This is a genomic window from Exiguobacterium qingdaonense, assembly GCF_018617855.1.
GTDB classification, from domain to species: domain Bacteria; phylum Bacillota; class Bacilli; order Exiguobacteriales; family Exiguobacteriaceae; genus Exiguobacterium; species Exiguobacterium qingdaonense.
On the sequence record NZ_JACSKY010000001.1, the window covers coordinates 226,711 to 249,388 of the forward strand.

General features: G+C 49.1%; 27 protein-coding genes. 1 reads left to right on the forward strand and 26 read right to left on the reverse strand.

Translation table 11 applies throughout. The features are described from left to right. Positions 1–105: 105 nt before the first annotated feature. From KNP00_RS01120 to bshB1, 4 genes are read right to left on the reverse strand one after another with little or no spacing between them, the layout of a single operon-like run. Positions 106–1,068, reverse strand: a complete 963-nt coding sequence (locus KNP00_RS01120; protein WP_215141472.1) for a biotin--[acetyl-CoA-carboxylase] ligase — start codon at positions 1,066–1,068, stop codon at positions 106–108. Then, positions 1,041–2,180 carry a CCA tRNA nucleotidyltransferase gene (locus tag KNP00_RS01125; protein WP_215141474.1) on the reverse strand — a complete coding sequence of 380 codons (1,140 nt, stop codon included), beginning with the start codon at positions 2,178–2,180 and terminating at the stop codon, positions 1,041–1,043. The genes KNP00_RS01120 and KNP00_RS01125 overlap by 28 nt, the downstream gene beginning before the upstream one ends. Next, positions 2,177–3,298 carry an N-acetyl-alpha-D-glucosaminyl L-malate synthase BshA gene (gene bshA / locus KNP00_RS01130; RefSeq protein ID WP_215141475.1) on the reverse strand — a complete coding sequence of 374 codons (1,122 nt, stop codon included), beginning with the start codon at positions 3,296–3,298 and terminating at the stop codon, positions 2,177–2,179. The genes KNP00_RS01125 and bshA overlap by 4 nt, the downstream gene beginning before the upstream one ends. After that, on the reverse strand, positions 3,295–3,978 hold the full coding sequence (bshB1, locus tag KNP00_RS01135; RefSeq protein ID WP_215141476.1) for a bacillithiol biosynthesis deacetylase BshB1: 684 nt from the start codon (positions 3,976–3,978) through the stop codon (positions 3,295–3,297). The genes bshA and bshB1 overlap by 4 nt, the downstream gene beginning before the upstream one ends. Before the next feature lie 111 nt (positions 3,979–4,089). Between bshB1 and KNP00_RS01140 the strand changes: the two genes are divergently transcribed. Then, positions 4,090–4,965 (forward strand): YitT family protein, encoded by an 876-nt coding sequence (locus tag KNP00_RS01140; RefSeq protein WP_215141477.1) that lies wholly within the window; start codon positions 4,090–4,092, stop codon positions 4,963–4,965. A 40-nt stretch (positions 4,966–5,005) separates the two neighbouring features. Here KNP00_RS01140 and KNP00_RS01145 read toward each other — a convergent pair whose 3' ends face one another. The 22 genes from KNP00_RS01145 to der form a co-directional block, all read right to left on the reverse strand. Beyond that, on the reverse strand, positions 5,006–5,461 hold the full coding sequence (locus KNP00_RS01145) for a GreA/GreB family elongation factor (protein WP_215141478.1): 456 nt from the start codon (positions 5,459–5,461) through the stop codon (positions 5,006–5,008). A 65-nt stretch (positions 5,462–5,526) separates the two neighbouring features. Next, positions 5,527–6,210 carry a zinc metallopeptidase gene (locus KNP00_RS01150; RefSeq protein ID WP_215141479.1) on the reverse strand — a complete coding sequence of 228 codons (684 nt, stop codon included), beginning with the start codon at positions 6,208–6,210 and terminating at the stop codon, positions 5,527–5,529. 38 nt (positions 6,211–6,248) lie between these two features. Beyond that, on the reverse strand, positions 6,249–6,866 hold the full coding sequence (locus KNP00_RS01155; protein ID WP_215141480.1) for a DUF1405 domain-containing protein: 618 nt from the start codon (positions 6,864–6,866) through the stop codon (positions 6,249–6,251). A gap of 88 nt (positions 6,867–6,954) precedes the next feature. After that, positions 6,955–7,749: a menaquinol-cytochrome c reductase cytochrome b/c subunit gene (locus KNP00_RS01160; protein ID WP_215141482.1), complete on the reverse strand. Its 795-nt coding sequence runs from the start codon at positions 7,747–7,749 to the stop codon at positions 6,955–6,957. 33 nt (positions 7,750–7,782) lie between these two features. Beyond that, positions 7,783–8,454 (reverse strand): menaquinol-cytochrome c reductase cytochrome b subunit, encoded by a 672-nt coding sequence (gene qcrB / locus KNP00_RS01165; protein ID WP_215141484.1) that lies wholly within the window; start codon positions 8,452–8,454, stop codon positions 7,783–7,785. A 19-nt stretch (positions 8,455–8,473) separates the two neighbouring features. Then, on the reverse strand, positions 8,474–8,974 hold the full coding sequence (locus KNP00_RS01170) for a QcrA and Rieske domain-containing protein (RefSeq protein ID WP_215141486.1): 501 nt from the start codon (positions 8,972–8,974) through the stop codon (positions 8,474–8,476). A gap of 110 nt (positions 8,975–9,084) precedes the next feature. Continuing rightward, positions 9,085–9,525, reverse strand: a complete 441-nt coding sequence (locus tag KNP00_RS01175) for a DUF2487 family protein (protein WP_215141488.1) — start codon at positions 9,523–9,525, stop codon at positions 9,085–9,087. A 160-nt stretch (positions 9,526–9,685) separates the two neighbouring features. After that, entirely contained in the window at positions 9,686–10,219 is a 534-nt protein-coding gene (locus KNP00_RS01180) for a ReoY family proteolytic degradation factor (RefSeq protein ID WP_215141490.1), read from the reverse strand. A 23-nt stretch (positions 10,220–10,242) separates the two neighbouring features. Continuing rightward, complete coding sequence (locus tag KNP00_RS01185; protein WP_215141491.1) at positions 10,243–11,517, reverse strand: tetratricopeptide repeat protein; 1,275 nt, start codon at positions 11,515–11,517, stop codon at positions 10,243–10,245. Between the two features lie 29 nt (positions 11,518–11,546). Next, a complete protein-coding gene (gene aroA, locus KNP00_RS01190; protein ID WP_215141492.1) occupies positions 11,547–12,797 on the reverse strand; it encodes a 3-phosphoshikimate 1-carboxyvinyltransferase in 1,251 nt (416 codons plus the stop codon). Then, positions 12,794–13,849 (reverse strand): 3-dehydroquinate synthase, encoded by a 1,056-nt coding sequence (locus KNP00_RS01195; RefSeq protein ID WP_215141493.1) that lies wholly within the window; start codon positions 13,847–13,849, stop codon positions 12,794–12,796. Before KNP00_RS01195 ends, aroA begins: the two co-directional genes overlap by 4 nt. Continuing rightward, complete coding sequence (gene aroC / locus KNP00_RS01200) at positions 13,843–15,006, reverse strand: chorismate synthase (protein ID WP_215141494.1); 1,164 nt, start codon at positions 15,004–15,006, stop codon at positions 13,843–13,845. The genes KNP00_RS01195 and aroC overlap by 7 nt, the downstream gene beginning before the upstream one ends. A 9-nt stretch (positions 15,007–15,015) precedes the next feature. Further along, positions 15,016–15,795 carry a CheR family methyltransferase gene (locus tag KNP00_RS01205; RefSeq protein WP_215142252.1) on the reverse strand — a complete coding sequence of 260 codons (780 nt, stop codon included), beginning with the start codon at positions 15,793–15,795 and terminating at the stop codon, positions 15,016–15,018. A gap of 101 nt (positions 15,796–15,896) precedes the next feature. Beyond that, positions 15,897–16,316: a nucleoside-diphosphate kinase gene (ndk, locus tag KNP00_RS01210; RefSeq protein ID WP_215141495.1), complete on the reverse strand. Its 420-nt coding sequence runs from the start codon at positions 16,314–16,316 to the stop codon at positions 15,897–15,899. 91 nt (positions 16,317–16,407) lie between these two features. After that, entirely contained in the window at positions 16,408–17,370 is a 963-nt protein-coding gene (locus tag KNP00_RS01215) for a polyprenyl synthetase family protein (RefSeq protein ID WP_215141496.1), read from the reverse strand. Positions 17,371–17,373: 3 nt separating this feature from the next. Beyond that, positions 17,374–18,075 (reverse strand): demethylmenaquinone methyltransferase, encoded by a 702-nt coding sequence (locus KNP00_RS01220; RefSeq protein ID WP_215141497.1) that lies wholly within the window; start codon positions 18,073–18,075, stop codon positions 17,374–17,376. Between the two features lie 20 nt (positions 18,076–18,095). After that, positions 18,096–18,668 (reverse strand): heptaprenyl diphosphate synthase component 1, encoded by a 573-nt coding sequence (locus KNP00_RS01225; RefSeq protein WP_215141498.1) that lies wholly within the window; start codon positions 18,666–18,668, stop codon positions 18,096–18,098. A 126-nt stretch (positions 18,669–18,794) separates the two neighbouring features. Continuing rightward, positions 18,795–19,067: an HU family DNA-binding protein gene (locus KNP00_RS01230; protein WP_015881465.1), complete on the reverse strand. Its 273-nt coding sequence runs from the start codon at positions 19,065–19,067 to the stop codon at positions 18,795–18,797. 109 nt (positions 19,068–19,176) lie between these two features. Beyond that, complete coding sequence (locus KNP00_RS01235) at positions 19,177–19,887, reverse strand: hypothetical protein (RefSeq protein ID WP_215141499.1); 711 nt, start codon at positions 19,885–19,887, stop codon at positions 19,177–19,179. A 5-nt stretch (positions 19,888–19,892) separates the two neighbouring features. Continuing rightward, complete coding sequence (locus KNP00_RS01240) at positions 19,893–20,093, reverse strand: DUF2768 family protein (protein WP_215141500.1); 201 nt, start codon at positions 20,091–20,093, stop codon at positions 19,893–19,895. Between the two features lie 97 nt (positions 20,094–20,190). Further along, the gene (locus KNP00_RS01245) at positions 20,191–21,216 is read right to left on the reverse strand and encodes an NAD(P)H-dependent glycerol-3-phosphate dehydrogenase (protein ID WP_215141501.1); all 1,026 of its coding nucleotides are present in this window, start codon (positions 21,214–21,216) and stop codon (positions 20,191–20,193) included. Positions 21,217–21,234: 18 nt separating this feature from the next. After that, positions 21,235–22,545, reverse strand: a complete 1,311-nt coding sequence (der, locus tag KNP00_RS01250) for a ribosome biogenesis GTPase Der (RefSeq protein WP_215141502.1) — start codon at positions 22,543–22,545, stop codon at positions 21,235–21,237. Positions 22,546–22,678 lie beyond the last annotated feature (133 nt).

Sequence of the window (22,678 nt, forward strand, 5' to 3'; positions counted from 1 at the left end):
AAAATGATCAAGGCAGACAATTAAATGTGACGGTCTGCAAGCACGGTACACTTCAGCAATCGATAGCGTCCGATACATTAAGTATAGTCGATGGTCCCGCTTTCATCAATCATTCCACACCGCGATCTCAGCAGAGTAGACCGATTCGACCGTTCCATCCGCCTCCAGTAGCAACGCCCCTTCGTCAGAGATGCCTCGCATCATTCCTGTTCGCGATGTTCGTGAGACGTTCAACGTGACCGTTTCATTTAAATAAGCGGCATGTTTCATCCAGTTCAAACGAATCGGTGCAAATCCAGATTCAAGGAATCGGTCGTACTCGGTCTCGAGTTCTGCCAATAAATCTGCCAATAACTCACTGCGATGATACCGCGTCCCGGTCTCTAAATACAGCGATGTCGCCCGATGCGCCAACTCAGTCGGAATCGTTTCGCCGTTCACGTTCATCCCAAACCCTAAAATGACGGCCTGGATGCGGTCACCTTCCGTTTGCATTTCCGTCAAGATGCCTCCGATTTTTTTACCGTTTAACAATAAATCGTTCGGCCATTTGATCGTCACGTCGAGGTGTCGCGCACTTAACGCCTTCGCAAACGCACTTGCCGCCATCAACGTCAGCTTTGATGCGTCCCGAATCGGTAAATCCGGTCTTAAGATCACGCTTGCCGCGATATTGACGTGCTTCGGGTTGTGCCAGTTGCGACCGAGTTGGCCGCGCCCGGCCGTCTGTTCCTCACTGATGACGAGCGTCCCCTCTGCGACATGTTGTTGTGCCAGTTCATGTGCGATGCGCTGAGTCGTATCGACTTGGTCGTAAGCATAGACGGCTTGCCCAAACCTACCCTTTCGAAATGAAACGAACGCCGGTTCATCATATCGGTCGCTCTGTTCAAGCAACTGATATCCTTTTCGAGGTATGGTCTGGATCGCATGGCCGTCTTGTTTGAGTGATTCGACATGTTTCCAAATAGCGGTACGTGAAATATTTAATTGTCGTGCCAGTTCTTGTCCGCTCCATACCTCACCATCTTGTAAAAGCGTCAAGACACGCCCGCGCGTTGAAGCCATCGTTTCGCCTCCTCTCTCAATACAGTCTCGTGATTCGGTAACTTTTGCAAGATGACACGTCGCTCAAGGTTGGCCAGCAACTGTTTGATGGCTTCTCCTCGTGCACCGAGTTCAAGGGCATCCCGGCCGTTAAACTTCAGTTCTTTCCGACACTGGATTGGGAGTGATTGCTTCAGTTCATGACTGAGGTCCTCTTCCCCGTGCATCTTGAAATAAGTTGAAAGTAGATGTTCGTCCGTCGCATAAATGTTCATCTCGTTCAGACCTGTCTCACATAACCGCGCGAGCGTACGCGCCTCCCGTTTGACGACGTTCGAACGTTTCCATGGGACGAGCCATGTATCGTCAATCGCGTGATGCAAGAAGAGCGCCCATCCACTGGCCGCATCCACCGGCGTCCTTTCATCCTGTTGAACCTGTCGCATCAATTCGGTCGACACGTTCGGTAAGTAGCGGTGTATGCCGAGGTCGACCATTTCAGCCAAAGCCTTTTTGTACGCGGGTCCGGTCAACAGTTTCTCAAACTCGATTGCGATCCGTTCCATCGCAATCTGCTCGAGCTTATGGCCGAGTTCCTTCGCCGCCTCGCGCAGTTCACCATGTAAGGCGAAGTCGAGTTGCGACATGAATCGGAGCGCGCGCATGATTCGTAAGGCATCCTCATTAAAACGCTCGAATGGACTGCCTACCGTCCGAATGATTCGTTCTTCAAGATCGTGCTGCCCCCCATACAAGTCTACGACTTGTCCATCATGGAACGCCATCGCGTTCATCGTGAAGTCACGACGTAACAAATCTTCCTCAAGCGACACGCCGAGCGCGACATTGTCCGGACGTCTCGAATCCGAATACGATCCTTCAGAACGGAATGTCGTCACCTCGAATGGACGGTGATCGATGATGACGGTGACCGTTCCGTGTTCGATCCCGGTCGGAACCGATTTCGGGAACAGCATCATCACCTCTTCAGGGAAAAGGGACGTGGCCAAATCGATATCGTCGGGCAGACTACCGAGTACGTAGTCACGAACGGCCCCACCTACGATATACGCTTCTCCGCCATGTTGTTCAATCGTTTCGATGATTTGTTTCGCATATTCCCATTCTGTCATGATGTCACCACCTGTTCATACAAACGTTCATATTGTGTCACGATGTCCTTTGAATCAAAACGCCGTGCCTTCGCGAATCCGTTCAGACGGAAGCGGTCATGTAAACCCGGATCAGTCAACACTTGTTGCATCGCGATCGCGGCTCGTGTCGCTTCACCTTTTGGAACGACGAAGCCGTCCTCACCGTCCGTCACCACCTCAGGAAGCCCTCCTGCATCGCTCACGACTGAAGGGACGCCTGTCGCCATCGCTTCGAGTGCGACGAGTCCGAACGCTTCTTTATCCGATAATAATACATGGACGTCACTAATGGAAAGGAGGGCCGCGACTTGTTCCTGCTTCCCGGCAAAGATGACTTGATTCTCGAGTCCCATCTCTTTCACGAGTCGTCGCATCGCTCCCATGAGGGGACCGTCACCGACGAGCAACAGTTTCTTATGAGGGACATCCATCAGTTCGAACGCCTCTAAGACGAGGTCGACACGTTTTACCGGGCGGAAATTCGATATATGGATGACGACACGGTCATCTTCCGCCAGACCGTAACGCTCTCGTAGCGTCGGGTCATGTAGCGGGACATACACGGATTCGTCGATGAAATTATGGATGACTTGGATTTTCAAATCTCTTGAGATGCGCTCTTCCGTCTCTTGTTTCAGGCTATGCGAGACCGCCGTGATTGCGTTTGATTGGCGCAACCCATATAAAATGGCCGGTTTCAACTCTTCATCCTCACCGAGTACCGTGATATCGGTACCGTGTAACGTCGAGACGATTGGAGTCTTTACTCCTGCCATCTCTCGACCAAGTGCCGCACATACGGCATGTGGCACCGCATAGTGGGCATGGATGACATCGAGCCCGAACGTTTGGATCACACTCGCAATTTTTGCAGACAATGTCATATCGTACGGCGGATACCGAAAGACCGAGTATTGGTTGATCTCGACCTGATGAAACGTAATATTCGGATGGTAGTCATTCAAACGAAACGGCATGCTACTCGTGATGAAATGGACGTCATGTCCTCTGTCAGCGAGTCTCATCCCGAGCTCTGTCGCCAAAATCCCCGACCCTCCGACCGATGGGTAACATAAAATCCCAATTCGATACGTCATGCGAGGTCACCTGCCTGTTTCACGACATATGGCCGTACACGCTTCAAACCTTCTGCATAGGAAGCCCCGATTAAACTTCCAAAATGACGTTCCCGGGCAATGACACGTTCTACGTATGCATCTGTGAGCGGTGTCTTCACACCGTCCATCGGAGTGAACTGACTCGCGTAACATTGAAGTGCCCGCATCTTCACTTCGATTGTGTCACTAATGTCCACACACACATCAGGCTCGACGTGCGCATTGATCATATATTGGTACACGCTTTCCGGACGATACGCCTCAAGTTCGGGCAAATATTTCCGGATACCGGCATTAAACAGCGCCTCTGTCACGAGGTGCGCGCAAGCGGCATGGTCCGGATGCCGATCGACCTCATACGGGTAAAGCACGTGGGTCGGACGTTCATCACGAATGAGCGTGACGATTGCCGCCAGCTGTTCAGCCCCCCCGTCGATTCCGCGGTCAGAAAATCCGAGATTGAGCCGGCGTACACCTAGCACCGAATTCGCTTCCTTCGCTTCCTGTTGTCTTGTCTCAACATCTCCGTTAGAAGATAGTTCCGCTTTCGTCAAATCGACGTAAACGACTTCAATCTCCTCTTTCGTCCATTTGGCCGTCATGCCGGCAATCCCGATTTCGATGTCGTCCGGATGGGCCCCAATGGCTACTACTTTCATCTACATCACCTCTTCTTTGAAAAGTATAGCCGACTCGTTTCTGAATGTCATATGTTCAGGGTAGTCAATCGAATCATTTTTCGAGTACTCTATCTAAGGGAGGTGAACCTGATGACGGTACAATTACCGATTCGTGTTCAAAATATAATCTTTATCTTGATAGGTTCTTTTATTTTTGCATTCGGCGTTTATCATTTTAACGTCCAAAACAATTTGGCCGAAGGTGGGTTTACAGGTATCACATTGATTCTTCGAGGTCTCTTTGATATCTCGCCTTCGATCACAAACTTGGCACTGAACATTCCACTCTTTTTCATGAGTTACAAGTTGCTAGGTCGAACGACATTCGTCTACACGCTCATCGGGACGTTCTCGTTCTCTCTTTGGTATGCACTCATTGCCGAATACTCAACGCTTGTCATCGATTTGACGGATGATATGGTGCTCGCGAGTCTTTTCGCCGGACTCTTCATCGGCGTAGGACTCGGAATCATCTTCAACAATGGTGGTACGACCGGTGGTGTTGATATCATCGCCCGCCTCGTACAACGCTACCTTGGTTGGTCAATCGGTAAGACGTTTCTCATCTTTGACTTTTTCGTCATCGTCCTTAGCTTGACGTATCTTGACATTCGCGAAGCGATGTATACGCTTCTCGCTGTATATATCGGGGCACGCGTCATCGATTCGATGCAAGAAGGGACATATGCCGGAAAAGCAGCGATGATCATTAGCGACCATCGGACAGCCATCGCCGACGGAATCCATGCGACGATGAACCGCGGAACGACGAGATTACTCGCAAAAGGTGGCTACTCGAACCGAGAACTTGAAGTGCTATACGTCGTCGTCGGTCGAAACGAAGTAAACCGACTGAAGACAATCGTCAAGCAAATTGACCCACATGCGTTCGTCACATTCCATCATGTGTATGAAGTCGGCGGTGAGGGCTTCACGTTCGATGAGAATCGGATCCCGTTGAAATAATCAAAAAATCGCCTCGTTCACGAAAGAACGGGGCGATTTCTTATGGCTCGACGTTGAGCACTTCGATTTGAACTGTGCCTCCGGGCGTTTCGACACGAATCGTTTGGCCAACCGTCGCTCCCATCAAACGACGACCGAGTGGCGATGTCATTGAAATGCTCCCAAATTCTATATCCGCCTCTGCCTCACTCACAATTCGATAAGTCTCCGTGCCCTCGTTCTTTTCCCGAATCGTAACCTGGTTCCCGAACGTCACGACATCCGATCGTTCTGATTCGACAACCCTCGCGTCATCAAGCAAGCGCTCAAGATGGACGATATCCGCCTCAATCCGCTCATAATGACGTACCGCCTCAGTATAGGTAACGTCCTCACGGAAATCACAAAACTTTCGTGCTGAACGGATTCGTTCACGTGCATCCGTCCGGGCAGTCTTTAACGCCGCAAGTTTTCTTGTCAGTTCGTCATGTCCTGTCGCTGTCAACTTCGGCTTCATCCATACGACTTCCTTTCATTCGAAAAAAATAAGAATCTCGTCGATCAACGAGATTCCATTCCATCCTATTCCTCACGTGGCATGAAGACGATGAGCGCCAAGCGAATAAGTTCGGCCACCGCGACAAGCGTTGCCGCGACATATGTCCACGCAGCCGCATTCAATACTTTGCGTGCGCCCGTTTCTTCTGTCGCCGTGACGATTCCGTGAGACGTCAGCTGAGCCATCGCCCGTTTAGAAGCGTCGAACTCGACCGGTAACGTGATCAATTGGAACACGACCGCCCCGAGCATCATGATGACACCGAGTTGAGCTAAGCCGAGTGCACCAAACAGGAAACCACCGAGCAACAACGGGAACGACAAGTTCGACGTGATGTTAACGACCGGGACGAGACTGTGACGGACACGCATCATTTTGTAGTCCGTAGCATCTTGAATGACGTGACCGATCTCGTGCGCTGCGATTGCAGCAGAAGAAATCGTCGATCCTTGGTATACCTCACGGGATAAACGGACGACTTTATTGACAGGGTCGTAATGGTCACTCATGAGTCCGTCGACCATTTCGATTCTCACGTCCTGCACGCCGTTTTGCTTCATGATAAAATCAGCCACTTGTGCACCTGTGACACCGCTTTGGAGCGGTTGTTTCAAAAATTGTTTATACGTACTTTTCACTCGCATCTGGGCCCATAATGGGATGAGCATAATCAGTGCAAGATAGAAAATATAGCCACCTAATGACATTTTCTATTTCACCTCTGCGTATATTTGATAATTTGATTTTACATTCTTATGAACTTATTTTCAAGCGATGGACGTAGTACGAACGCATATCCCATAAAAAAACATAATCCACTCAACCAAAACGAACCGTAGCCGATCCACATGATATGCTCCGCGAGCGACGGATAGCGCGGCCACTGCCCGAGCACATAGTCCACTACGTCATTATGAATTACCCAGATCATCGAACAAACAAACGATGTAACTGTCCATTTCATGAATGGTGCATAAATCAGTGCTTGGAGAGCCATCGCGCCGTGCGAAACCATTAGCATGACCGCCATTAAGATGGTGAGCGTCGGCGCATCCGTCGGTAACGTGCCTAAGTACATGATATTCATGACCACGGCCCAGACACCGTATTTGATTAACGTAATGAATGCGAGTGTCTCAATCAACGGAGAACGCTTCTTGGTCAACCATAGCAATAGGACAATCGTAAAAAAAAGAGAGGCTGTCGGGCTATCGGGAACGAACGGCCAATATACGAACGGCGTGGCACGTAGTTGAGGCTCATACCATATGTAGCCGTAAATTGTCCCCCCTAAATTGATGATAAACAGAACGGTTAATACGATTCGATGCATCAAGAACGGCTTCAAAAACATCAAGTTCATCTTCTCAATCCTTTTTCTTCAGTTTACCGCAAGAGTCGGGCATTAGTAAAAAAGTGTAACCCGATATTCTCGGGCTACACTTGATTGCTTACTCGTTGTTTTCTCCGCCCTCACCGTACGAAGCGAGGAACTCAGATAGTACTTGCAACTCTTCAGGTGATCCGTCCCATTGGCCGGCAGGCATCGTACCGATTCCGTTTACTGCGATATCCGCAATCTCATCAGCAGAATAAGTCGTACCGATCAGACCAGGAGCCGCAGCCCCACCTTCTAAGTTTTGACCGTGACAGTTCACACAAGATTGAGCAGTATAAATCTCATATCCTGGGGCAGCCGTATCAATTTCAGGACCTTCTCCAGGAATTTGAAGTTTACCTTGCTCATGAACTTGGTCCCAGTGAGTTGTTTGCACAGATTCCCAAGTCAAATAAAATACCGAGAGAATACCGAGCAACATGAAGCTGATGGCGACGGGCCGCTTGGCCGGTCGACGCTCGATACCTAAATCGAGCCAAGGTGCGATGAGAAGTGCTGTGAACGCCAAACCTGGGAGGATGACGGTACCGAGCAAAATCCAATCCCCAGCAGCAAATTGATATTTGAGTAACTGATACAAGAACAAGAAATACCAGTCCGGTAATGGAATGTATGACGTGTTCGTTGGATCAGCGATGTTTTGAAGCGGTGGTTCCTCGACGATTGTCAAAGCGATGAACCCGATCAAGAAGACCGATCCTACCATCCACTCTTTAAGCAAGAAGTTCGGCCAAAACGCCTCTGTGCGTCCTGGATATTCTGAGTAATCTTTTGCAATGTTTTGTTTCCGATTCGAGATCCCTACTCGAGAGTCGGTAACAAATTTCATCCCTTTACCGCGATGCATAACGTTTCTCCTCCTTTTTCTCCTCGAATCGGCTTATAGCGGTCCAGAAATCCCTTGTTTACGGATCATGATGAAGTGGGCTCCTAATAATCCGAACAATGCCGCTGGTAAGAAGAAGACGTGAATCGCAAAGAAGCGTGCGAGTGTACTTGCCCCGACAATCTCACCACCGGCGAGAAGTGTCTTCGCAATACCACCAATGACCGGTACACTCTCAGCGATTTGAAGTGTAACTTTCGTTGCGAACAATGCTTTCATATCCCATGGGAGAAGGTATCCCGTTAATCCTAACGCCAAGACGACGAAGAATAAGAGAACACCGACGACCCAGTTTAACTCACGCGGCTTCTTATACGATCCCGTGAAGAACACGCGGAGCGTATGTAAGAATAGCATGACGATTGCGACCGATGCGCCCCAATGGTGCATCCCACGTACAATTTGACCATGTGCAATTTCGTTTTGTAAATAGTAAACCGACGCGTGCGCGTTAATGATATCCGGTACGTAATACATCGTCAAAAACATCCCCGAAAGGATTTGGATGACGATTGTAAAGAACGTCAAACCGCCAAAACAATAGACGAATGCAGAGAAGTGATGAGCAGGGTTGACGTGTTCCGGTACTTCATGGTCTGCGATATCGCGCCAGAGCGGTGTGATGTCTACGCGTTCATCGACCCAGTCATAAATTTTTTGTAACATCGGCTAGTTCCCCCTCTCATTACTGAGCGACTGGACTACCTAGATATAGGAAGCCGTCTTTTTCTTCTTTTTCATATCGTGCGAGCGGTGCTGTCGGTGGTGTCCCTGGGATGTTCGTTCCATCTTTTTCATAACGTCCTAAGTGACATGGACAGAAGAACTCCGTTGGGCGAGTCGGGTCACCTGCGTATGCGACCTGACAACCGAGGTGTGTACAAATCGGAGAAAGTGCGACGATTTCGCCACTTTCTGTTTTGTATACCCATGCTGAAAGTGTTTCTTCGAACTCATACCAAGCATCTTGTGTTTGTTTCTTATAGTCGACACGTTGCGGCTCAGTCGTAATGTCATCAAGACTGATTACTTTTACTTTGTCGCCCGCTCCAGATTTTTTTAATACCGGATCGATCGCAAAGTTGACCATCGGACTGATCAATGTTGCCGCCATAAAGCCACCTACTCCAGTCAGTGTATACGTTAAGAACTGTCGGCGTGTGACTTTAGACCCATTTTGAGCCATTTCGTTCCCCCCTCATTCGTGTGCATAACCCCATAATTCTTTATGCATTCTTCACAAAAATTTCTCACTCAACAAAATAGTATATCAATAAAACCTCTACGTCAACCGCTTCATGTCGCCATCCAACGGCTCGAAAGCTCCGTGATGACTTGTGTTGCAAAATTTTGAACTAACGTATGCGCCTGATCGCCCGACATCGACCCAAGTGCAAGCGGCGGTACGAACAAAATCGGTAAATCATACGGTTTAAAACGAACGTCTGACGCAATGAACAACACGTGAGAAAATCCGGATGAGCCGGCGTTTGAAACGACATCTTCTACCAGTTTCACGCCTGCCTCTACATCGACGTAACTAATTGTCGGGCTAAGCATCGTTCGACCAGATAGTTGACGTTCTGTCTCGACAGTGACAGCATGAATGACTTCATAGCTTTCCGCTTTACGAACCATCTCCTCACCAAACGCCAATTCTGCGAGCGGAACGATGAGCGTATCGACATATTGTCGTTCGGCAATTGAGCGGAGTGCCCCTTGACTATCGAACCTCATCTTTTCCCTCCTCTCCAACTTATCTCATCATGTCTATTGTAGCGTACATGACTTCGCTCACCTTTCAAAGTTATGAACGAACTGTGAAATAATTGTGTATTCCTTCGTTATTAATATACCAAAAAACAAGCGCCGACCGGAACGGAAGCGCTTGTTTTTTTTAAAATAATTTAGATGCTCGCACTTGGTGAAGCTTTGACGTCAAATTGCGGAATAAATTCTCATCTCTGCAATCGAGGGCACGATCGATTTCGATCAATAATCGTTCTTCTTCAAACTGAGCGACTGAAGCTTGGATGACCGTTTGGGCAGAGGTAGAGACTTCATCTTTCACTTCTGCCACAGGTTCGAACGGATTTTGCTCTACGATATCGACCCAGTTCTCGTCAATCATCATCCCTTGAAAGTTTAACTCCACATAAATCGGTCCATCGTGTAAGCGGATGTCATGATACGCCTTCTCTGGATTCATAGTCACAAGGTCTCCCCGCCGGTACCGAAACGGTTCGCCATCAAATCCATACGCCGTCATCACAAGACTTCGTGGCGAGACCGAGGCGTTTGTCACGAAGTGGACATTACCAAGCTTTTCAGGATGTCTTAACCAATAATCAAGAATCCACTTTGCTTCACGCTTCCGAAGTGTATGATGAGCGACGAATCGCTTCAAGAAGTTCCGTTTTCGCTCGACCATTTGACCTCATTCCCTTCCTGTTATCATTCTATGTCATCAGACAATTGTTCGAGCTGATCTTCGAGCATTTGGCGATCTTCCAGGTCAATCACTAATGCAAGCGATTGCTCGACCACGCGTCGTGCATCTTGTCTACGACCTTCCTCTATCAACAGTGTAGCCCATTCCGTCACAAATGACACGTCCTCTTGCATAATCGGTTCGATTGATGCATATAGACTGACCGCTTCATCATATTCTTCAAGCGCATATTTTGCTTTCGCCTTGTACCATGTCATGAGCGGCGATGTCGTATGTTCTTCAAGCGCATCGATTGTTTCGAGAACATCATCGACTTCCCCTGCCTCAAACAAGATGGATAAGAGCAATTCTGTCGCTTGTAACGATTCCGGGTTTAATACGAGCGCTTCACGCAGCTCTTTGATGGCCCCATCCCGATCGCCAAGTTTGAGAAGTAGTCTCGCTTTGACGTGTCGAAGCTCATCGTTATAATCATCACGCGTGATTCCTTGTTCGACGACCTCTAACGCATCTTCTGTTTGTCCGAGGGCGTCGAGCGACTCTGTGTAAGGCAGATAGAGTGACGTGAAGTCCGGGTCCATCGCCTGTAGTTCTTTGAACTGTTTGATCGCCACTTCTTCGCGACCGATGCGATGGGCCGTCATCGCATGGCCAAAGACGGTGTTCAAATCGCGATGATTTGCCGATTCGTACTCCTTAAGCGCCTCTTCGAACGACCCGACCATCGTCAGTGCCTCGGCATAGTCTGCCTGATAATCGATTTCTGAAGGTAGCGTGGACTTTGAAAGTCGTGCATAGAGTGGGATGGCTTGCTCAAATGAACCGGTAGAGGCATACAGTTCGGCTAACCCATAAATGAGTAACGGTTCATCCGGATTTTTCTCGAGTGCCTCCATCAGTTTTTTCACAGCCACTTCATCCAACCCTTGGGATTGATATAAGTCAGCTAAGAGGACGAGGCTTCTCACTTGTGTATCCGCATCATCCGACTTGACCTTCTCAAGAACGGCAATCGCCTCCTCTTCCCGGTCGCTATCCAAATACGCTTCCGCGAGCGACAAGGCGACATTCGGGTCCCCTTCATAGTCGACGTACAGTTTCGAGAGTACGTCTGTCGCCCGGTCGGCAAGACCTAGTTCTAAATATAGGTCAGCGATCGCCAAGCGGTCGTCATCCGACCCTTCCTTCTCAAGTTCTTCTAAATGCATGAGTGCATGTTCCGTGTCTCCGGACTCAAGCATCTCGACTATATGTGTCAATGCTGTTTCATCTAGCATGGTTCGTCCTCCTGGCTTACGGTTTGTCGTTATTTTATATCACGTTGAATCTGTTGTAAATCTTCACGGAAGCGAGGATAGCTGACATCAGATGCCTCGAGCCCCTCAATCTGGATCGTCTCATCCGTCACGAGTGACGCGATTTGTAACATCATCGACAGACGATGGTCACCGTATGTTGAGACACTCCCGCCATGAAGACGGCTCGGTTTTACGATAAATCCGTCTTCTGTCGCAGTGATATCTACGCCCAACTTACTTAACTCCGACACGACCACGTCGATTCGGTCGGTCTCTTTCACCCGAAGTTCTGCCGCATCCTTCACGACGGACGGTGACGATGCTTGCGAGGCGACGAGTGCGAATAACGGGAGTTCGTCGATTTGCGCAGGAATCATGTCCTTTTCGACAGTCGTACCGACCAGGGTGCTCGTCGTGACCGTGACGTCGCCAATCATTTCCTCGCCGACCGTTCGTTCATTTGAAATGGTGACATCGGCGCCCATCCGTTCTAACGTGCGCAAAAATCCGATGCGCGTCTCATTCAAACAAACGTCAGTCGTCGTGACTGAACTGTTCGGTATGATGGCCGCACCTGCCCAGAAAAATGCCGCAGACGAAGGATCTGCCGGCACATCGATCGTCGCTCCAGTCAAACGAGATGGTTCGACGCGAATGACACGTCCCATCTCCGTCTTCTGAACAGATAGGTTCGCCCCAAAGAGTGGCAGCATTCGCTCGGTGTGGTCACGGCACAGAACTGGTTCACGGACGATTGTCGTTCCTTCAGCTCGTAGTCCGGCGAGAAGGACGGCCGATTTCACTTGGGCACTTGCGACCGGTAGTGTATAATCGATTGGCTTTAGCGATGCGCCGTCGATGACGAGCGGTGCCATATCTCCCGTCACATGCGCCCCCATCTCACGAAGTGGAGCGTTGACACGTCGCATCGGACGCTTCGATAACGATTTATCACCTACGAGTTCGAACGTACCGTCATAGCCGGCTAAAAGTCCAATGAGTAAGCGCATCGTCGTTCCAGAGTTCCCACAATCTAGACGAGCCGGACGCGGTGATTCGACACCTTTGATGATGAGCTCGTCTTCTCGTTCCGTCACATCTGCACCGAGCAACCGAATCGCATCGAGCGTCGAGCGACAATCGGCGCCGAGGAGCGGTCGTCTAATTCTCGTCGTTCCGGATGCCATCATTCCAAAAACAAGTGCCCGATGTGTAATCGATTTATCACTCGGGACACGGATCGAACCGTTTAAACTCATCGTCCCCACCATCCTTTCATCTTTTCTAGCGTAGAGTAAATCTGTTCGGTTGATACTGATTCAACAGAGATAGATTCACGGAGTAGGACAAAGCGAATCGATCCATGACGATTCTTTTTGTCTACCATCATTCGTTCAATATAGTGGGCCGACGGTTTCCAGTCGATTGGCGTGACATCGTTCAAGCGCATCCAATCAAACAATCGCTCGGCCCGTTCCTCATCCCCAGATAATAAAAAGGCAAACACCATCCCATGTAAAACCGCTTCTCCATGTGGGATGCGATAGGACTCGACTGACTCGAGGGCATGACCGAACGTATGCCCAAAATTGAGCCAGGCTCGAATCCCCTGTTCCCTTTCATCCGTTTCGACAATCGCTTGCTTCACCCGGATCCCACGGGCGAGCCATGACACCCAGTCCATCTCTTCACCTTTGTTCAAGGCTAAAAACAAGTCGTCCTCGAAAGAAGATTCGAGGACGTAACGTGATAAATACGCATGTTTCAATAGTTCACCTAGACCGCTTCGTACTTCCTGCACTGGTAACGTATCCAGACGGGAGACGTTATAGTAGACGCCTGACGGTTGATGGAATGAACCGATTGCATTTTTTGCAAGCGGATGATTGACCGCCACTTTTCCACCGACGGCAGAGTCATGCGCCAAGATGGTCGTGGGCACTTGTATGTATGAAATACCACGCATATAGACGCTCGCCAAAAAGCCAGCCAGGTCACCGATCATTCCGCCACCAAAGGCGACAAGTAGCGTATGGCGGTCACATCCATGTCCTAACCCTTCCGTGACAAGATGTTCAAGGGATGATAAAGACTTCGAGGCATCACCCGGTTCGACGACAGACCAGACGACGTGCGGATGAACTCGCGTCAATTTCGAGCGGAACGTTTCCCCGTAAAGGGAGTCGACATGCTCGTCTGTTACGACCCATAGCATCGAATAACTTGACCACTCTTTCATTTCAATCCAACGATCTTGATCGTCAACGACGACGTCGTACGGGGTCGTCGCTTCAATCGGGATGGTTACCATACGCGCAACTCCTCTCGATACTCGTCGACCCGATGTTTGATCCGTTCCATCGTGTCGTGCCCGAACGTCTCACAAATCTCCTTTGCCATTTCAAAAGCGATGACCGCCTCGACGACGAGAGATGCCGCGGGAACGGCGCATGAATCACTCCGCTCGATTTGAGCGAGGAACGGCTCTTTCGTATCGATATCAACGGATTGTAGCGGTTTATAGAGCGTCGGGATTGGTTTCATGACCGCCGAACAGACAATCGGCATGCCCGTCGTCATACCGCCTTCAAAGCCCCCAAGATGGTTACTAAGCCGCGTGTATCCATCATCCTCATGAGCAATCGGGTCCATCACTTTCGAACCCGGTCGGAATGCCATCTCGAATCCATCCCCGAATTCAACACCTTTGAAGGCATTGACGCTCATGACCGCCTGTGCGATTTTAGCATCGAGCTTTCGGTCGTATTGAACGTAAGAACCGAGGCCTGGCACAACCCCATGCACTTCCGTACAGACGATCCCACCGATTGAATCACCGTTCGCCTTCGCTTCATCGATTCGTTGCATCATTCGTTTCTCTGCTTTTGGATCAAGTGTACGGACGGGTGAATCATCGATGACGCGCATCGCTTCTTCTAGCGTGTCAAACGTCATGGAATCCGCCTTCTCCCCACCGATCACCCTCACATAACTGAAAAGGGATATTCCGACCTGTTGTAGCATCTGCTTACAAAATGCACCGACCGCGACACGGGCAGCCGTCTCCCTCGCACTCGAGCGTTCCAACACGTCCCGTAAATCGCGGTGGTCATACTTCAATCCACCGACAAGGTCCGCATGTCCCGGACGGGGTCGCGAGACACGGCGTTTCACTTCCGTGTCATCCTCAATCGGTCCTGGCTGCATCACATGCTTCCAATGCGTATGGTCCTTATTCTCAATCCAAAATGTGACGGGCGCACCGGTCGTCTTCCCATGTCGAATACCGGAACGGACTTCCACCTCATCCGATTCGATTTGCATGCGACGGCCTCTCCCATAACCGGATTGGCGCTTCTTCAATTCCAGATTGATTTGATCTAGATTCACGGCGAGTCCGGCAGGAGCCCCCTCAATGATGACCGTAAGCCCGGGACCGTGCGATTCTCCAGCTGTCAAATAACGCATCCGTTCACCTCATCCATCTATTTTTTCGTAAAAGAAACTTTGCTTCATCGCATAACCGTAACGCTTCGGCTGAAAGATTTGTTCGGTCCCCCCGACAAACAACACCCCACCTGGCCGTAATGCTCGTTGGAACGATGTATACACTTTCTCTTTCGCCTCTTCCGTGAAGTAAATCAACACATTTCGACAAACAATCAAGTCAAAATTGCGTTCATAGACGTCCGCCAGCAAATTGTGTTTCTTAAACGTCACGAGCTGTTTGATTTCGTCTGAAATATAATAGTCGTCACCACGACGTGTGAAGTAACGTTTCTGAAATTCGTCTGGTAAATCGATGAGTGCACGTTCATGATACTTCCCTTGCTTTGCTTTTTCGATGACGATATCGTCTAAATCCGTGGCCGTGATGGAAAATTGAGATGGAGCCAAATGCTTCGATAGTAACATGGCGAGCGAATAAGGTTCCTCCCCCGTCGAACACGCAGCACTCCACACGCGGAGCTTTCCTTGACTTGAACGACTTAAATGCGGGAGTATATCTTCTTCTAACTGTTTCCAGCGGATTGGATTACGGTAAAATTCACTCACATTGATCGTCATCCGATCAAGAAATTCTTCATATAACTGACGATCCGTGTCCATCGCCTTCAAATACTCAAGAAACGAAGCGTATCCCTTTTTTTCACGCAAGGCAATCATGCGGCGCTTCATTTGCGCCTCTTTATATAAATTCAAGTCGATGCCCGACTTGATATAAAATTTTTTTACGAAGATGGCATAATCATTCATCACCAGTTTCAACCTCAATTCTATCTCATTTCCTCGTTCTTCAACCTACCGCCATTTCAAAGGAATCAAAAAGGGGACAGGTTTCCCCGTCCCTCCATCAGTTATGAAACGTGTGAGGCTGCTTTAGCGAACCAAAGTGAAAGTTCACGTTCTGCGCTATCCACACTATCAGAACCATGAATCACGTTTTGTGACATCGTTGATGCAAGGTCACCGCGAATTGTTCCTGGTTGCGCATCAAGCGGCTTCGTCTTGCCGATCATGAGACGGGAGACCGCAACGATGTCTTCCCCTTCCCATTCCATCGCAACGACCGGGCCAGAAGTCAAAAACTGTACCAATTCACCAAAGAACGGTTTTTCCTTATGCTCTGCGTAGTGTGCCTCTGCGACCTCAACTGACGGTGTCACCATTTCGAGACGGTTCAACGTATATCCTTTGTTTTCAAAGCGTGAAATGATTTCCCCAATCAATCCACGTTTCACCCCATCCGGCTTAACCATTAAAAAAGTCTTTTCCATTCCCCAAATCCCCCTAAGTCAATAAATGTGTACGATGTACGTTTTTAGTGTACACGGTCCAACACGTTTTTAAAAGGGGGTACCCAAGCATTCACCACTTACGTTTTCCGATATACTGTGCAATCTCGATCAATGAACGTTTATCTGGGACGTCCGGCAACCCATCGAGCCGTCGAATCGCGCGCTCGACGTATCGGTCGATCGTTCGTTGGCTGCGCTCTAACGTCCCGTTCCGCTGTACCTCTCGGACGAGTGATTTCGTCACATCCGGGTCGGTCGACGCACTCACTTTAGAAAGGCGCTCATAAAAGCCAGCATCTTCGGACGAGTAAAGGAGGGGCAATGTTTTGTGACCATGCTTTAAATCCTCACCGACCGGCTTACCAAGTTGAAAGCTCTTTGCCGTGAAGTCCAATAAATCATCTGTCATTTGAAAGGCCATGCCGATATCATACCCGAACAGACTCAACTGCTTCACCACTTGAGGAGATGCTCCCGAGATGACGGCACCGGCAGCACAACTCGTCTCAATCAACAAGGCGGTCTTTCGTGCGATCCGGTCTAAATACCGTTTCGGTGATTGCGCCCACTCGAACTGGTCTTGGATTTGATTGATTTCACCGACACAGATGCGTTCCATCGTGTCCGCCATGATGCGCATCACTTCCGGCGATTCGATTTCGGATACGAGGCGAATCGCCTCACCAAACAACGTGTTCCCTGTATACATCGCTACCGTTTCATCATACCGCTCCATCACGGTCGGTTTTCCCCGCCGGAGCATCGCATCATCGATCACATCATCATGGACGAGCGACGCCATGTGAATCAATTCGAGACTTGAGGCAACTTTCGTCAAACGGATATCTTTTGTCTCACCAAAGCCAGCGCTTAAAAGGACGAAAGCCGGTCGAATCCTTTTGCCACCGGCATCGAGTAATTGTCGAGATGCTGATTCAATGATGGGGTGGTCCGTCCTGACACGAGTGGATAAGAATTGATCGATCTGATCAATCTCTCGGTTCATATGACGATAAAGTCGCTTCAAAGACATGTCTCACCACTTCTTTCCTAGATGCATGGCACATGCACCTCCGGAGAATGTCTTCACTTCGACTTGTTCAAACCCGGCATCTTCAAACATCCGCTTGAGTTTTAAACGGTCAGGAAACTGGTCAGTCGATTCTTGTAGCCACTTATACTGATCGTATGAGCCGGCAAACACTTTTCCAAAGAGCGGCATGACCGTTCCAAAATAAAGCGAATACAGTTGCTTGAAGACTGGTGCCGTCGGTTGACTCGTTTCGAGACACACGACCGTCCCACCCGGTTTCAAGACACGATGCATTTCACGTAGCACCGTCATATAATCCGGGACGTTCCGTAGTCCAAAGCCGATCGTGACATAATCAAACGAGTTGTCTCCAAACGGCAGTGCCATCGCATTGCCGTGAAGTAGCTCGATGTTTGGCCATGCTTTGACCTTCTCTTCTCCCACTTTTAACATATTCTCTGAAAAATCGATCCCTTTTATGACGCCCGTATTTCCGGAAGCTTCTGCCAATTGAATCGTCCAGTCTGCAGTCCCGCAACAAACGTCTAAGCATTTGGCCCCAGGAAAGACGTTCATCTTTTTCATCGTTGTCCGTCGCCACCATTTGTGAAGTCGGAAACTGATAATCGAGTTCATCGTATCGTAGCTAGGAGAAATGGACTGAAATACTTCGTATACTTTTTGCTCTTTTTCAATCGGTTGCAACGTGTAACATCCTTTCCGTTCTAAGCGACCGCATGCGCGAGCAGCGTTGTGAGTTGCTCTTTTTGGTCTTGTCTCAGTGCAGTCGCTTTTATTTCAATCATTCGTTTCCCACTCGTTGTCAAATAAGGCTGTCCAATCAGTTCGGAAAGTGTTTGAATCAATCCGACGTTCGCCACGAGCCAAACGTCCATTGAGACGTTCTTCTCGAGCAATAACGTGCACTTCGCTGCATTGACCCGTTGTACGGACTGTCCGAACCGGTCACTGTATGACGAAGGGAAGTCCGTCAACATTTTATAGAACTGGGCCGACGCAAAATCGCCTGCGAGCACCGTCAACTGACGCTCTAGCGATCCGCTCGGACTCGTATTCACTTGATCATGCAATTCGAGCGCTTGATGTGCGAAATAGGTTGCCATCACGAGTTGTCGATGCTCAATCGATTCCAAATCAATCATCTCGACCATCCAACGAAGCAACAGCATGTCGACGGCTGGTACGACCGAATGTTTCGTCAAATAGGGATGATTCATACGTTGTTCGATTTGACGAGCAAGGTCTGTGACAACGAAATCATTTGTCAACTTTTCCATGCTATCCCCCCTCGTCCACTTCATTGTCATTCTGACATAGTATAGCACATTTTCTTCACATTCACGTCATTCGAACTCGCAAACACAACAAAAAAAGCCGCCTTTCGGCGACTTATGTATTGCAGATTACTTGACCGCGTCTTTGAGCGCTTTACCTGCTTTAAATGCAGGAACTTTGCTCGCTGGGATTTCGATATCTTCTTTTGTACGTGGGTTACGACCTTTACGGGCAGCACGCTCACGAACTTCAAAAGTACCAAAACCGATCAATTGAATTTTCTCACCGTTTTGGAGTGCTTCAGTGATTGATTCAAACGTAGCTTCTACGATTTTCGTTGCTTCTTTTTTAGAAACATCGGCTTTCTCAGTAACAGCTTGGATCAATTCAGTTTTGTTCATCACGATTCACCTCCTCTCACAGGGAGTTTACGGGATTAATCATATCGCACAAACGTTGATATGACAACATTTTTTACGTGATTTCACGACATTCACCATCAATTCGGGTTCAGTTGTTTAAAAAAACGACTTCCCCTCGTTCATCTATCGTGTAACCTTGTGAATACGCCGGGGCAAATGGGGCGTCTTTATAGAGCAAATAACGAATGTCCTCACCATTTTGCACCGACTCATCCGTCTTTTGAAGCGCTTCTTCCACGTCAGCTCGGTAATCAACGAAAAGCTGCCCCGTCCCATCTACATAGATCGGAAGCTCACGGTCGGAGTATGGGCTCGGGATGACAGGTTCTTCTGTGACAAAAATCTTCTCGTAATCAAGAGTGAACTGGTTTTTTCCGAGCGATCCATCGAACGGGAATTTGCCTTCCTTCGCCCGAAACGCATTAATATTTGTCTGAAGTCGCTGTAAACGCTCAGCTACGCGTAAGTCAATCAATTTGACGGTCGGTGTTGATTCCACGTCAACGAGGATATATTGGAACAAACCTCCACCTTCGAAACTGTTCGTTGGAGGATCCGCCATATACCCAGGGACGAGACGGGAAAAATCGATTGGATAGCGCTCCATGAGAGGGGTATCCGCCGGTTTCGTCTTTATCGGTAACACGCCTGACTGTTCACGATATGCATCGACCGCGCTTTGCACACTATTCAATTGGTCTTCATACGGAAGGTTATTGGCCCGTTCCGATTCAGGGAACATACACCCTGCTAAAAACGTTGTCAGCACAAGGCTGACTATGACAATCATCTTCTTCATAATCGTTATCCTCCCGTCGGTCCTGAGACGACGACAAAAATCATAATCACAGTTCCAAACAAGAAAATGATGAATGCAACCAAACGTACAATTGCCGCAAACCAACCGGTCAATTTCGTGTGACTGATCGCGACCATTAAAGCAGCGATGGCGAATGCACCAATCCCTGCAAAAGAAATCCACATTTTGATGAGTGACGGTGTCACGTCTATCCCCCTACTTTCTCTATGTTCTCCAGAGTTTAAGTTTAACAAAAAAAAGTGAGGAACTGAACGAAAACGTCAGTTCCTCTGTATTCAGTCATCACTCTTCAAAATGAAACACTTGTTCCATTTCATGTTTTTGTGGGCGACGCATCAATTTTTTCACTTCGTCGTGAGGGCTTTTGCCTTCGAACAATACGTTATAGAGCGCTTCTGTAATCGGCATCTCGACACCCGCCTCTTTCGCGAGTGAATGAGCCGCCTCACAGGCCCGGACACCTTCGACGACCATTCCCATGTTTCCAAGAACGTCTTCAAGTTTCTCCCCGCGTCCGATCGCATTGCCTGCTCTCCAGTTTCGGCTATGTTGTGACGTCGCCGTCACAATCAAATCTCCGATTCCAGTCAATCCTGAGAATGAGGCCGGATTCGCACCGAGCTTCACACCAAGCCTTGCAATCTCGACGATCCCACGGGTCATGAGAGCCGCTTTCGCATTGTCCCCATATCCAAGTCCGTCCGTCATACCGGCAGCAAGGGCGATGATATTTTTGAGCGCACCGCCGTACTCGGCGCCGACGACATCGGAATTCAAATAGACACGGAACTGATCGTTCGTGAGCAACTCTTGTACTTCGTCAGCGACGTCAAGATTCTCACAAGCGATCGTAATCGTCGTCGGTTTTCTGACGGCCACTTCTTCTGCGTGGGTAGGACCCGTCAAGACGCCGACCGCAAGGCGTTTCGATGAATCGATTTCATCTGTGACGATCTCCGAGAGGCGTTTATGGGTCTTCGGTTCAATCCCTTTCGCCGCATGGATGATCGTGACCGGTTCCGTCAACATCGTGTTCAACTGTTTTGCCACCGGTCGAATCGCTGAACTCGGGACGACGAGAAACACGATGTTTCGACCATCAAGCGCTTCTTTCAAGTCTGTCGTCGCACGAATCGACTCCGGTAAAGGTGCGTCTTTTAAATAAAACGAATTGGTGTGAGATGTATTGATCTCATCTACATGTTCCTGTTCACGTCCATAGAGCAAGACATCATGACCGTTATCCGCTAAGACGAGCGAGATGGCCGTTCCCCAACTCCCTGCTCCAATGACAGCTACGTTTGCCATAAGTGGCACCCCCCGATATTAGTTTTTCTGACGAGCCACGATATGGATCGGTGTCCCGGTGAAATCGAACGCTTTACGGATTTGATTATCCAAATAACGCTTATAAGAGAAATGCAACAACTCAGGATCGTTGACGAACAAGACGAACGTCGGTGGCTCGATTGCAACTTGAGTCGCATAGTTGATTTTCAATCGTTGTCCTTTGTCCGTCGGTGTCGGATTCATCGCGACCGCGTCGACGATGACATCGTTCAACACGCTCGTCGAGATACGACGACGATGTGTTTCTGCAACTTGTTTGATGACAGGCAACAATGTCTGTAAGCGTTTCGACGTGAGCGCTGACAAGAAGACGATCGGTGCATAGTCGAGGAATAAGAACTCTTGACGAATCTTTTCTTCCATCTTCTTCATCGTCTTATCGTCTTTTTCGACGGCATCCCATTTGTTGACGACGATGACGATCGCCTTCCCTGCTTCGTGCGCGAGACCGGCAACACGCTTATCCTGCTCGATGATTCCTTCTTCACCGTCGAGGACGACGAGAACCACGTTCGAGCGTTCAATCGCCTTTTGCGCGCGCATGACACTGTATCGTTCTGTCGATTCGTATACTTTTCCGCGTTTACGCATACCTGCCGTGTCGATAATGACGTACTCTTGTCCGTCACGTGTGAACGGTGTATCAATCGCATCGCGAGTCGTACCGGCAATGTTTGAAACGATGACACGGTCTTCACCGAGGATTGAGTTTGTCAAACTTGACTTCCCGACGTTCGGGCGACCGATGAGCGAGAACTGAATGACGTCTTCGTTGTACTCGTACTCATCTTTTTCTGGCGCGAGTTCAAATACTTGGTCGAGTAAATCACCGAGACCTAACCCGTGCGTACCTGAAATCGGGAACGGGTCCCCGAATCCGAGGGAATAAAACTCATACATAAGATCGCGCATTTCAAAGTTATCGACTTTGTTGACGGCAAGAACGATCGGTTTATTCGAACGGAACAACAAGTTCGCGACTTCCTCATCGGCCGCCGTGATCCCTTCACGTCCGTTCACCATGAAGACGATAACGTCCGCTTCATCGATTGCGAGCTCCGCCTGATGACGCATTTGAACGAGCAACGGCTCGTCCCCTACTTCGATCCCACCTGTATCGATTAAGTGGAACTTACGGTTGAGCCACTCTCCTGTGCCGTAAATACGGTCACGTGTGACACCTGGCTTGTCATCGACGATCGACACACGATCCCCGATGATGCGGTTAAAAATTGTGGATTTTCCGATATTCGGACGGCCAACGATGGCCACTGCTGGAATTCCCATAACAACACCTCACTAACTTTCTATCAAAATTTCATCATTTCATCATTTCGAAACGCAACTTACCTATCATATCACAGGCAAAATTAAGTGACCATACAAAAAGAAGCGGGAGCATGACTCCCGCTTGAACGAT

Coding starts and splice junctions, on each gene's coding strand:
- KNP00_RS01120 (WP_215141472.1), bottom strand. CDS start 1,068: ATGGCTTCAACGCGCGGGCGTGTCTTGACGCTTTTACAAGATGGTGAG.
- KNP00_RS01125 (WP_215141474.1), bottom strand. CDS start 2,180: ATGACAGAATGGGAATATGCGAAACAAATCATCGAAACGATTGAACAA.
- bshA (WP_215141475.1), bottom strand. CDS start 3,298: ATGACGTATCGAATTGGGATTTTATGTTACCCATCGGTCGGAGGGTCG.
- bshB1 (WP_215141476.1), bottom strand. CDS start 3,978: ATGAAAGTAGTAGCCATTGGGGCCCATCCGGACGACATCGAAATCGGG.
- KNP00_RS01140 (WP_215141477.1), top strand. CDS start 4,090: ATGACGGTACAATTACCGATTCGTGTTCAAAATATAATCTTTATCTTG.
- KNP00_RS01145 (WP_215141478.1), bottom strand. CDS start 5,461: ATGAAGCCGAAGTTGACAGCGACAGGACATGACGAACTGACAAGAAAA.
- KNP00_RS01150 (WP_215141479.1), bottom strand. CDS start 6,210: ATGTCATTAGGTGGCTATATTTTCTATCTTGCACTGATTATGCTCATC.
- KNP00_RS01155 (WP_215141480.1), bottom strand. CDS start 6,866: ATGAACTTGATGTTTTTGAAGCCGTTCTTGATGCATCGAATCGTATTA.
- KNP00_RS01160 (WP_215141482.1), bottom strand. CDS start 7,749: ATGCATCGCGGTAAAGGGATGAAATTTGTTACCGACTCTCGAGTAGGG.
- qcrB (WP_215141484.1), bottom strand. CDS start 8,454: ATGTTACAAAAAATTTATGACTGGGTCGATGAACGCGTAGACATCACA.
- KNP00_RS01170 (WP_215141486.1), bottom strand. CDS start 8,974: ATGGCTCAAAATGGGTCTAAAGTCACACGCCGACAGTTCTTAACGTAT.
- KNP00_RS01175 (WP_215141488.1), bottom strand. CDS start 9,525: ATGAGGTTCGATAGTCAAGGGGCACTCCGCTCAATTGCCGAACGACAA.
- KNP00_RS01180 (WP_215141490.1), bottom strand. CDS start 10,219: ATGGTCGAGCGAAAACGGAACTTCTTGAAGCGATTCGTCGCTCATCAT.
- KNP00_RS01185 (WP_215141491.1), bottom strand. CDS start 11,517: ATGCTAGATGAAACAGCATTGACACATATAGTCGAGATGCTTGAGTCC.
- aroA (WP_215141492.1), bottom strand. CDS start 12,797: ATGAGTTTAAACGGTTCGATCCGTGTCCCGAGTGATAAATCGATTACA.
- KNP00_RS01195 (WP_215141493.1), bottom strand. CDS start 13,849: ATGGTAACCATCCCGATTGAAGCGACGACCCCGTACGACGTCGTCGTT.
- aroC (WP_215141494.1), bottom strand. CDS start 15,006: ATGCGTTATTTGACAGCTGGAGAATCGCACGGTCCCGGGCTTACGGTC.
- KNP00_RS01205 (WP_215142252.1), bottom strand. CDS start 15,795: ATGAATGATTATGCCATCTTCGTAAAAAAATTTTATATCAAGTCGGGC.
- ndk (WP_215141495.1), bottom strand. CDS start 16,316: ATGGAAAAGACTTTTTTAATGGTTAAGCCGGATGGGGTGAAACGTGGA.
- KNP00_RS01215 (WP_215141496.1), bottom strand. CDS start 17,370: ATGTCTTTGAAGCGACTTTATCGTCATATGAACCGAGAGATTGATCAG.
- KNP00_RS01225 (WP_215141498.1), bottom strand. CDS start 18,668: ATGGAAAAGTTGACAAATGATTTCGTTGTCACAGACCTTGCTCGTCAA.
- KNP00_RS01230 (WP_015881465.1), bottom strand. CDS start 19,067: ATGAACAAAACTGAATTGATCCAAGCTGTTACTGAGAAAGCCGATGTT.
- KNP00_RS01235 (WP_215141499.1), bottom strand. CDS start 19,887: ATGAAGAAGATGATTGTCATAGTCAGCCTTGTGCTGACAACGTTTTTA.
- KNP00_RS01245 (WP_215141501.1), bottom strand. CDS start 21,216: ATGGCAAACGTAGCTGTCATTGGAGCAGGGAGTTGGGGAACGGCCATC.
- der (WP_215141502.1), bottom strand. CDS start 22,545: ATGGGAATTCCAGCAGTGGCCATCGTTGGCCGTCCGAATATCGGAAAA.